Annotated in this window: 9 protein-coding genes; 1 reads left to right on the top strand and 8 read right to left on the bottom strand. The window is 68.3% G+C overall.

Annotation, left to right across the window (positions count from 1 at the left end):
• Positions 1-96: 96 nt before the first annotated feature.
• The 6 genes from ACFV8T_RS03470 to ACFV8T_RS03445 all read right to left on the bottom strand — a co-directional run bounded on the left by ACFV8T_RS03470 (position 97) and on the right by ACFV8T_RS03445 (position 5,033).
• On the bottom strand, positions 97-957 hold the full coding sequence (locus ACFV8T_RS03470) for a fumarylacetoacetate hydrolase family protein (protein WP_385324016.1): 861 nt from the start codon (positions 955-957) through the stop codon (positions 97-99).
• A 136-nt stretch (positions 958-1,093) separates the two neighbouring features.
• Positions 1,094-1,864, bottom strand: coding sequence for a YidC/Oxa1 family membrane protein insertase (locus tag ACFV8T_RS03465; protein WP_385324014.1), 771 nt, complete (start codon positions 1,862-1,864; stop codon positions 1,094-1,096).
• 123 nt (positions 1,865-1,987) lie between these two features.
• On the bottom strand, positions 1,988-2,320 hold the full coding sequence (locus ACFV8T_RS03460) for a DUF6412 domain-containing protein (RefSeq protein ID WP_266418778.1): 333 nt from the start codon (positions 2,318-2,320) through the stop codon (positions 1,988-1,990).
• Positions 2,321-2,462: 142 nt separating this feature from the next.
• The gene (locus tag ACFV8T_RS03455) at positions 2,463-3,998 is read right to left on the bottom strand and encodes a sodium:solute symporter (RefSeq protein WP_266418776.1); all 1,536 of its coding nucleotides are present in this window, start codon (positions 3,996-3,998) and stop codon (positions 2,463-2,465) included.
• The gene (locus tag ACFV8T_RS03450; protein ID WP_093540511.1) at positions 3,995-4,153 is read right to left on the bottom strand and encodes a DUF3311 domain-containing protein; all 159 of its coding nucleotides are present in this window, start codon (positions 4,151-4,153) and stop codon (positions 3,995-3,997) included. Before ACFV8T_RS03450 ends, ACFV8T_RS03455 begins: the two co-directional genes overlap by 4 nt.
• A 55-nt stretch (positions 4,154-4,208) precedes the next feature.
• Entirely contained in the window at positions 4,209-5,033 is an 825-nt protein-coding gene (locus tag ACFV8T_RS03445; RefSeq protein ID WP_385324011.1) for a class E sortase, read from the bottom strand.
• Between the two features lie 78 nt (positions 5,034-5,111).
• On the opposite strand from ACFV8T_RS03445, the gene ACFV8T_RS03440 reads away from it, so the two are divergent.
• Complete coding sequence (locus ACFV8T_RS03440; RefSeq protein ID WP_385324750.1) at positions 5,112-6,113, top strand: SEC-C metal-binding domain-containing protein; 1,002 nt, start codon at positions 5,112-5,114, stop codon at positions 6,111-6,113.
• Between the two features lie 127 nt (positions 6,114-6,240).
• Here the strand turns inward: ACFV8T_RS03440 and ACFV8T_RS03435 are convergent, their stop codons facing one another.
• Together ACFV8T_RS03435 and ACFV8T_RS03430 are read right to left on the bottom strand one after the other, a co-directional pair.
• A complete protein-coding gene (locus ACFV8T_RS03435) occupies positions 6,241-6,657 on the bottom strand; it encodes a hypothetical protein (RefSeq protein WP_385324008.1) in 417 nt (138 codons plus the stop codon).
• 22 nt (positions 6,658-6,679) lie between these two features.
• Positions 6,680-9,964 carry a hypothetical protein gene (locus tag ACFV8T_RS03430; RefSeq protein WP_385324006.1) on the bottom strand — a complete coding sequence of 1,095 codons (3,285 nt, stop codon included), beginning with the start codon at positions 9,962-9,964 and terminating at the stop codon, positions 6,680-6,682.
• Positions 9,965-10,404: the final 440 nt, after the last annotated feature.

Raw genomic sequence — 10,404 nt, 5'->3', positions numbered from 1 at the left:
GCGTTCTTTGTGAGAGCCTTTTTTGGGGGGGTTTTTGTGGGGGTGGTTTCCTTCTCCCACCCCCCCCCTCCTCCCCCCCCCCCCCCGCCCACCGCGCTACGCGTCCTTGAGCTCCTGCCGCTGCCGCCCCAGCCCGGCGATCTCCAGCTCCACGACGTCCCCGGCCCGCAGATACGGCTTGGGCTCGGGCTGGCCGAGGGCGACCCCCGCCGGTGTCCCGGTGTTGATCACATCGCCCGGGTACAGCGTCATGAAGTGGCTCAGGTACCGGACCACCTCACCCACCGGGAAGATCTGGTCGGCCGTCGTGCCGTCCTGCTTCAGCTCACCGTTGACCCAGAGCTTCAGCGGCAGCGCCTGCGGGTCGGCGATCTCGTCCGCCGTCACCAGCCACGGCCCCAGCGGGTTGAACGTCTCGCAGTTCTTGCCCTTGTCCCAGGTGCCCCCGCGCTCGATCTGGAACTCGCGCTCGGAGACGTCGTGCGCGGTCGCGTATCCGGCGACGTGCGCCAGCCCCTCCTCGGCGGATTCCAGGTAGCGGGCGGTGCGCCCGATGACGACCGCGAGCTCTACCTCCCAGTCGGTCTTGACGCTGCCGCGCGGCACCAGCACCGTGTCGTCGGGCCCGACTACGGTGTCCGGCGCCTTGAAGAACAGGATCGGCTCGGTGGGGATCGCCGCACCGGTCTCGGTGGCGTGGTCGTGGTAGTTCAGCCCGATGCACACGATCTTGCCGATCCGGGCGAGCGGCGGCCCGACCCGCAGCCCTTCGGCGTCGAGCTCGGGCAGTTCGCCGGGCGCGGCCGCGGCGGCCCGCACCCGGGCGAGCGCCGACTCGTCGGCGAGCAGGGCACTGTCGATGTCGGTGACGACTCCCGACAGGTCGCGCAGGGTTCCGTCCTCATCCAGCAGCGCCGGTCGTTCCGCGCCTGCCGTACCCACACGAAGCAGCTTCAACGGTCTGTCTCCCCTTGGTCGTGATCGGGCCCGTCGGATGGGTGGCGGCCATCGCAGGCTTGTCCGATCGTCCAAGACGTCCGATCACTCCGCAAGACCCTGTTCACACACTGGACCGGCGCACTCGCCGCCCGGATCACGCCGCGGTGGCCATGGCGGTTCCGGCGGCCGGCATGTCGCGGTACAGGGCGGCCCGCTCGATCGCGGTCCAGGTGGTGCTCGTGACGACGTACAGCGCGGCTGCGAGCGGTACGACGGACACGGTGAAGAGGGTGGCGAAGGACATCAGCGGCATCAGCTTCGTCATCGCGCCCATGCCGGGCACCGGCTGCCCGTCGGGGCCGACGGCCGGGGTGACGGGGTTGGCGGCCATCTGCCGCTTCGTACGCCGGAAGTTGAACGTGGCCACGGCGGCGACGATCGCGAACAGGCCGAGATAGACCATGCCCTGCGCGCCGAACAGCCCGCCGTGCGCGAGCGCGTCGTGCCAGCGCTCGCCGAGCGGGGCGTCGAAGAGCTGGTGGCCGAGCAGCTCGTTGGGGTCGCCGCCGATCTTCTGGCTGGAGAAGAGGTGGTAGAGGAGGAAGAAGGCGGGCATCTGCAACAGGCTGGGCAGGCAGCCGGAGAGCGGCGAGACCTTCTCCTCCTTGTGCAGTTCCATGAGCGCCTTCTGCATGCGCTCGGGGTTCTTGCCGTGCTTCTTGCGCAGTTCGGCGATCTGCGGCTGGAGCCGGGTGCGGGCCTTCTGCCCCCGCGCCGCGGCCCGCGACAGGGGGTGCACGGCGAGCCGTACGAGTGCGGTGAACAGCACGATGGCGGCGGCGGTGGACGCGGTCTGGAAGAGCGGGTGCAGCGCGTCGGCCAGCGCGCCGACCAGGCCGGCGAATGCGGACATGAAGACGGACATGGGTGAGCCCTCCGGGGGTCTCGTCGTGCCGGGAGGAAGAACGGACTCGGCATGACGAACCGCGCGGGGCGCCCATGGCGCACCTACGGGGGCACCTGCTGGGGTAGTTGCTGCTGCGAGCCCCTACGCGGCCGTCGGAAGGGCGCGGCCGGGGGCTCGGGGGCGTCTGCGCCCCTTGGCGTCAGGGTCCCGCTGCGGCAGGAACGCGGTGCGTTTCTCCCGGTCGCGGATGGCGGTGCGGACCCGGGTGCGGGGCACCGGGGCGGCGCAGCGGGCGCTGATGAGCGAGGCGACGGCGAGTGCGGAGCCGGCGGCGGCGGTCGCGGCGAGCGCGACCGCGGCGGAGAGGCTGCCGCCCTCGGCGAGGAGGACTTCGGTGATGAGGAAGAGCAGCAGTCCGGCGGGGCGGAGCAGCCGGGCGAGGCCATTGCGCAGACGGCTCGTGTCGCCGTTCATCGGCCCCTCCCCTCTTCCCCTTCGCGGCCGGTCGGCCATTCCGCCGGGCTCGTACGCCCGTGTCCGTTCGCACACGCGCGCGCCTGATGCTCTCCAGCCGTTATACACGATGGGTCCGACGCGCCGGCCCGCCCGGCGTCGGTCAGTGGCCCGTTCCCGAGGGAACGCCGTCGGGTTCCGCCTGCTGTTCCGGCGGCCGGATCTCGTCCCGCGCGAGCACCTCGTCGTCCGGCCGGTCGTCGCGCTCGCGCGGCCCCGCGTACGTCACGGCGAGCGCGACGAGGAGGTTGGCGCCGAGCGCCACGATGCCCGCGTTCACCCCCCACACCGGATCGTTCTCCGTGAACACGAACCCGCACACCACGCCCACGCCCACGACGAGACCGCTCATCGCCCCGAGCAGGGTCAGCCGCCGCCACATCAGTCCCAGCAGCACCATGGGGAGCAGCTGCGCCATTCCCTCGTACGAAATGAGGGAGAGCCGCACCAGGGTGTTGGGGGCGGTGTACGTGAGCAGCAGCGCCAGGCTCCCCGCGATCACGACGACCACCTGCGCCGCGCCCTTCTGCCGCCGCTCCAGGCGCGGTACGAGCGAGAGCACACTGCGCCCCCACATCGTGCCGATGACCAGCATGAAGACGGCCATCGGCACGATCGAGGACAGCGCCGCCGCCACACCGATGACGCCGACCGCCCAGGCGGGCAGCGAGTCCACGACGAGCTGGAAGAGCGCCAGGTTGGACTCGGCGCCGACGAGCCCCGGCACGACGAAGAGGGCCGCCATGCCGAGCAGCATCGGCACGAAGAGCAGCACGTTGTAGGCGGGCAGCAGCATCGCGTTGCGGCGCAGCACGTCGGCGTTCTTCGCGCCGAGGTAGCCCGCGACGGTCGTCGGGAAGATCACCACGGTGAGCGAGTTGAGGAACGAGGTGGTGATGAACCAGGCCTGTCCGAGCCCACTGTCCCCGTGCCCGGGGAAGGTCAGCCACTCGCTCTTCTCGGTGACGAGCCGGTCGAGGAAGGGCCCGTACCCGTCGAAGTAGTGCATCGGCACGTAGAAGGCCAGGAAGCCGAGCGTGGCGATCACCAGGACGTCCTTGAGCACGGACACCCAGGCGCTGCCCCGCAGCCCGCTCACCACGACGAAACCGGTGGTGACGGCGAAGGCTATGAAGTAGGCCTGGTTCAGGCTGATGGCACCGTAGGAGATGGTCGAGACGACCACACCCATGCCGGTGATCTGGAGCTGGATGTACGGCAGCAGGAAGACGGTCGCGAGGACGGCGACGAGCGCACCGAGCCAGGGCCGCCCGAAGCGGTGCGCCACCATGTCGGTGATCCCGACGAGCCCGTGCTTGCGCGCGTACGCCCAGAGCATCGGCCCGACGACGTAGCCGATGGCGTACCCGCAGGACATGTACGCCACCACGTAGAGCACCGGCGCCCCGTAGTTGTAGCCCCATCCCGCGGCGCCCAGGTAGCTGAAGCTGGTGTAGCCCTCGCCGGCCATCAGCACCCAGATGAACACCGTCCCGAGGCTGCGTCCGCCCACGGACCATTCGGCGAGCCCGCCGCCCTCGCCGTTCCCCTTCCGCCGCCCACGCGTCGCGAGCAGCCCGAGGGCGACGGTGGCGACCATGAAGACCCCGAAGACGGAGGTCGCGACCGTGGCGTTCACCGGCGGTCCCCCCGCCGGGTCAGCCATACGGCGACGGGGGTCAGCAGGGTCGCCCCGAGCAGCCACACGAAGAGGAACGGCAGCCCGAGAACCACCGGGTGGACCCGGTTCACGAGCGGCAGCACCCCCAGGTACAGCACGTAGGGGACCAGCAACCACAACAACTGCGGACGTCGTCTGAGCACGTCGAAAAACCTTAGTGCGGTACCGCTACCGCGACCGGACATCCATGAGTTTTCCCCATACGACAAGCCGGTACCGAGAGGTGAATTCGGGCGTGCACGTAGTGAGCGTCACATAGGAACCGGCCTCGGCGTACCCGGCGTACGGCTTCACGTTGCTGCGCGGGACGGCGGCGATGACACCGCTGTCGCGTGCGCTCGTGCGCGCGAGCGTCCGGTCGACGGTGTACGTGTACACGGCGTCCCGGGTCTCGACGTCGATGCGGTCCCCGCGCCGCAGCCGGTTGATGTATCTGAAGGGCTCGCCGTGGGTGTTGCGGTGTCCGGCGAGCGCGAAGTTCCCGGCCCGGCCGGGCTGCGCGGTGCGCGGGTAGTGCCCGACGTACCCCTTGTCGAGGACGCCGCTCTTGCTGACGCCCTGGGCGACGGGGGCGACCAGCCCGAGCCGCGGGATGCGGATGACGGCGTACGCCTGGTCCCAGCGGGGCGCGGAGTGCGCGGTGCCGCTCCCGGCCGACCGGCCACCGGAACCGCCGGAACCCCCGGCCCCGCCCGTCCTGCCGACGCCACCCCCGGCATCACCCCCGGCATCACCGTCGGGATCATCGTCGGGCACGGCTCCCGCTCCCCCGCGCTCCTCCCTCCACTCCCGCTGAAGGGCCCGCACCTGGTGCTCGGCTCCGGCGCGGGCCTGCCGATCGGTCCACCACAGCTGATGAACAACGAGCAACAACAGGACGACACCCAGGGTCACCACCAGCTCGGCACCCGTCCAGAGCCCGCGCGCGGCGACCCTCCGCCCTCGCGAGTTCCGCTGCACCACAACCGGTATCCGCTCCCGCACGGCCCGCACGATAGGCCCATGGCCCGTAAGTCTCCAGGCCTGGAACAACCCTCCGCCCCGGAGCCGTACAGCAGTACGGTGTGGTTCATGCGCCCCGACACGCCTGCCGACCACACCACCGAAGCCGAGCGCCTGCTGCGCGCCGCGGCGCGGTACCCCGAGGACCGTGAGCCGCTGCTCCTCCAGGCCGCGGCCCATCTGGAACTCGCCGGCGACCGCGCCCGCGCCACCACCCTCTACGACGAACTCCTCGGCTCCCCCGACCTCGACCACCCCCACCTGGTCAAGGCCCTGAACGCGGCCAACCTGTGGGAGTACGGCCACGAGGCGGAGGCCCGCGCGATCATCGAAGGCATCCGTGCCGCGGGCCCGCTCGACCCCGGGCCCTGGGAGATCGCGGCGGAGACCCTCGAAGCCCACGACGAGCTGGAAGCCGCCCACGACTACTTCTCGACCGCGCTGACGCTGCTCCTGACGCCGGGCGAGGAAGTCCCGTACGCCACCCAGTCGCTGCTGTTCGGCCGCCACCGGGTACGCAGGCTGATGGGCGTCGACCACGACGCCTGGGACGAGCTGGCCGACACCCTCCACACCGCCGACGTCCCGCTGGACGAGCTCCACGATCCGAAGCGCCTGTGGTCGCTGGGCTCCTCGGACCCGGGCGAGCTCCGGGCCGAGATCACCCGCCTCCGCGCCGAGCTGGGCACGTACCGCACGGCGCTGTCCCGGCCGTTCCCGGTCGCGGTGCTGCACTGGCCGGCCACCGAGCTCGCCGAACTCCTCACCGCCTACCCGAACCTGCGCAGCGAGTACCCCTCCCACCCCGAGCACCTGGCCCGCCTGGAGGCCGCACTCCGCGACCTCCACCAGGCCGGCACCCCGAACCTCGGCATCGTGACCGGCACGGTCCCGTCGTACGAGGCCTTCGCCGCCTCGGAGGCCACGTCCCCGACCGACCCGGACCTCCTCCCCCAGTACGCCACCACCCTGGCCGCCCGCGGCCGGGCAGTCCCCTGGCCCCCGGCCCGCAGCGCGGCCTGCTGGTGCGGGTCGGGGCGGGCTTACCGGGAGTGCCACGGGGTGGAGTGAGCGACGGCGGTGCGGGGGCCTGGGGCCGCGGGGGCACACGCGTGCTCAACGCGGTTCCAGGCCCGCTCCCTGCGAAGCCCCCGGTGCTCCGATGACCGGCCTCGGGCGACGGGCGGCCGGAGTTGGACTACTCATCACCCTCGGGCCAGGGCGGAATTATGTTTTCCGCGGCCATCCTCTGCTCCATTTCATCTGCGAACTTGGCGTCTCTGGCGAGGTCCTCATCAGTCGCCACGCGCCACTTGAACGGGCCGAGAATGTTGAGGGTGTCCGCTACGGCATCACTGATGCGAACTACCTCAAGGCGCTTCTTCTCAGCGGCTTCCAGAAATCTCAGATCCTCGATCCTGGTATCCAGGATGAAGTCGCCGCCCCACTGGAAAAGTCCGACATTCATTCCGAGAAAAACCGCGACATAGGCGTCGATCTCATCATATTCACCTTCGATGAATTGACAATTGAAAGCCCCTTCGACCGACTTTCTCACCTCCTCCAGGGACTCTTTCACGGTCGTCCTGATCGAAAATTCCAACACCTTCGCCATCGACGCTCCCGTAGTTCAATCGTCACTGATCAGGGTACGGGTGAGGCAGACTTTCCGGCCCTCGATCCGCCGGAGGTTCACTCTTTCGCAATATGACCTTGGATTCCCCGATTTCCGCAACCTCCGGGAATGCACTGCCGAGTGCCGCCCCCACCCTGAGGCTCAACCTCAGGAGCTCCGGGGCATGAACAGCATCCCCCTTTATCCAGTTCTTTGTCCAGCTTCGCCCCCGACTCCTGATGATTCTCTCGAAGTCCGCCGGGTCGATCACATACATATCGACATCAAAGCTCTTCGGGTCGAAGTGGGTGAACCCCTTCTGTATGCCCCTCACCCCCGTCAGCATGCTTCCTCGGTATTTAATCGGGTTGCCGATGTAGTTGAATCCCCCGATGGTCGCTTCGATGCGCGCCTTCTTCTTCTGGAACTCCTCCTTCCAAATCTCCACCGCACGCGTATTGAGCACCTTGTCGATCTCCGCGGGCGCCAGGTCAGGTATCCCCGTCTTGGCCGCCCATTGCTTGAGGTTCTGCAATGCCTGCTCCGCCTCGGAGGTCATCCTCCTGACCTTCGCCGTATGCTCCGGCGTGCGCAACTCCTTCCCCCTTGCCGGGAACTGAACCTTGTACAGAGATCGAAAATTCATTGTGTTTATATGCAAGAACGACTCGATCCAGGGAAGAATGTCCGCTTCGAATCTCTTCTTGACATCCGGATCCTCAATAGATTCCATATAATGTCGGAAGTAGTTGATCCTGGCATGCGCTGCACCGAAAAGCGGGGCGTACGGGCGTATGTCGTTCGACGCCATCGTCACGGAGACGTCGTTGCCCTCGGGGGAGAAGGTCAGGGTGTGAGAATGCCCCGCCATCTCGAAATGCACCGGGATGGTGGGCCGCTTGAGTGGGCCTTCCTTCCCGTCCTGCTCACCCTTATTCTCTCCCTCCTTCCCCTTGCCGTTCTTACCCTCCTTGTCGTTCTTGCCGTTCTTGCCGTTCTTGCCCTTGAGCTTCGCCCAAAGCTTTTTGCCTGCTTTGGCGATGAAGTCGACGATTTTCTCGATGGCGCGATTGACGGGTTTGGCGACGGCGTGGAACACGCTTTTGACTTTGTTGGCGAGGGATCCGATGCCGAGGAGTGAGGCGAGGAAGCCGATCAGGAGTGGGACGCTGGTGGCGAGGGCGGTTTCGACCATTTTCGGGACGCCTGCCGAGCCGCCGTTGGCGATGGCGATGACCGAGTCGAGGACGGCGTTGACGAATTCGACGATCTGGGCGCCCTGGTTCACGATGAACGTGACGATGTCGATGATGCCCTTGACCGCGCGGACGAAGGCGGAGGCGGGGTTGAGGAGCGAGATGATCCAGGTGATGCCGGCGATGATGACGGTGGGGATCAGGTAGCTGGTGAGTTTTTCGAGGATGGTGGCCTTGAGGTCGCCGACCTCGGACTCGATTTCCTTGACGGCGCCGGCGGGGCCTTCGGTGGCGAGTTTCTTCGCGACGGGGACGGACTGTTCGACGGCGGTCAGGGCCTGGTCGGGGATGCCCTTGCGGGTGATGCGGGCGCGGATGTTGGCCCAGGTCAGGCCGAGGAGGGAGCCGATGAGCTGGATGATGCCCTTGAGGTCGAACTTCTGGGGGAGTTCGAGGCCGGCCTTGACGGCGGTGCCCAGCAGCCAGGACACGACGCCGGTCTTGAGGTGTTCGGCGATGTTGGTGACGAAGAGGTTGAGTCCGGCGCCGACCGCGCGTACGAGGTTGCCGAGGAACCCGATGGGGTCCTTGATGATCTTCATGATCGCGGAGGCGGCCTTGGCCAGGATGCCGAGCAGGAGGTTCTTCAGCTCGTTGATCGTCTTGATGACGCCGACGATCGCGTCCTTCGCCTTGTCGATCAGCCCCTTGTTGGCCTCCTGGAGCTTCTTGATCTCCTCGTCGACCTTGTTCAGCGCCGCGGTGTACTTCTGCGCGAGGTCCTGGACGAGCTGTTCGGACTTCTCGTTGACGGTGGCTTCGAGATCGTCGAATTTCCCCGCGAAGTCCTTCGCCGCGTCCTGGCCGAACTGGCGGAGATCGGCGGGGAGTTTGTCGACCTCGGCCTTCAACTCCGCCCGCCCCTTCGCGATGCGGGCCTTCGCCTTCCCGAGCTCCGCACCGATGATGTCTGCCACGGACGAGATGACGCCCTGCATCTTCGCTACGTAGCCCTTGCGCGCCTCCTGGTAGAGGTTGTTGGCCTCCTTGGGCAGGCCCGCGAACTTGTCCTTGACCCAGCGCGCCTTGCCGGTCCACCCCGAGTACCGCTTGTCCTTGTACGCCTTCATCCGGCGCTTGTGGTCCGCGGTGAACGCGTCCCGGGCCGCCTTCTCGCCCGCGGTGAACGCGGTGTCGACCTTCTTGTCCAGCCCGGACAAGGTCTCCTCGACGTCCTTCTTCGTACCGTCGTAGACCTTCTGCAGCTTCGCCGTGACCTCGGCGCGCCTCTTCTCGTCCTTGGTCTTCGTCTCGCCCTTGCCGCCGTCGATCTGTTTGCCCGCCGAAGCCCGGGTCGCGGTCAGGGCGTTCATGGCCTGGGCGCCGGAGGCCGCCGCCCCGGCCTTCGCGTGGGACAGCTGCTGGGCCTCGGCCGCCTTCCCCTTCGCCGGAGCCTTCGCGGAATCGGTCTCGGCGGTCTTCTTCGCGGACAGAGCCTGGTCGAACTCCGGCTCGTTGCCCCTGGCGAGCTGGTCCTCAGTGACCTCCGCGTCCGCCATCGCCTGGTCGTTGGCGGCCGGCCCCTGCGAGAAGTCCGTAACGGAAGCGGGTTGTTGGGCAGGTACGGCATCGGCCGCGGACGGGGCGCCCGGGTTGGCGGGCGGTTGGTCGGGGGTCATCGGGGTGACGGGTTTGTCCTTGGCCGCCGATGTGTCCGGCGGGACCTTCGTCGCCGTGTCGATGTCCTTGGCCGAGGACTCCTTCCCGTCCTTGACCTTCCCGTCGACCTCACCCTTGATCTTGTCCGCCTTACCGGACTTCGAGAACTTGTCGGCGTCGTCGAGATTCTTCGGGGCCTGTGCGTCGATGGCCTTGTTCACCGCGTCGATGAACGCCTGCTTGTTGAACTCCCCCGGCTTCGCGGCGTTCATCTTCTCCGCGTTCGCCGCCTTGCCCTGCGCCTCCCTGTCGTCGGGGGGTGCGACGGCCGCGTCCTGCGCCGACTTCGACTCCGTGGCGGCCGGGACATGCGCGGCCAGGCGGACCCCTTTCGCCGCTACGTCGGACTTGACCTTCCGGAAGCCGGGCGCCTGGGCGGGGGACGGTTTCACCGGGGCCGTGTAGCGCTGGGCCACCAGACGGGAGACGGCCCTGTTGCCCGCCGCGCGTTGCAGGCGTTGCAGGCTGCGGGGGTCCGGGACGGGACGATCCCCCGGTAATCGCTCCGCCGCCGCCGCCGCCGTCGTACGCGAAACATCCGCACGAGCAGAAGCAGAGGCGGAAGCAGAACCAGCACCGCTACGGCCAGAGGCGGGGTCCTTCCCCGGAACCGCCCTCATCCGCCCTCCCGGCCGCGCATGTGCCCCGTCGCGGTCCCAGGGTGTGCGCAGTGCCCGCGCGGTACGCAGGGCAGGCGCACCGCAGTCGGGGCAGCGCCCAGCGGTACCTATGGCGCCGACGCATTGCCTGATCGGGCAGCGGCCGGTGCACGGGTGGGCAGCCGAGCGTCAGCTCCCTCAAGCCACGCAGCCACCGGCCCGGAGCCGTACGA

Origin of the sequence: Streptomyces sp. NPDC059832, assembly GCF_042731715.1 — a bacterium.
In the GTDB taxonomy this organism is placed as follows: Bacteria; Actinomycetota; Actinomycetes; order Streptomycetales; family Streptomycetaceae; genus Streptomyces.
The sequence above is the reverse complement of the archived record's forward strand: the minus strand, read 5'-3'. Positions and strand labels throughout refer to the sequence as shown.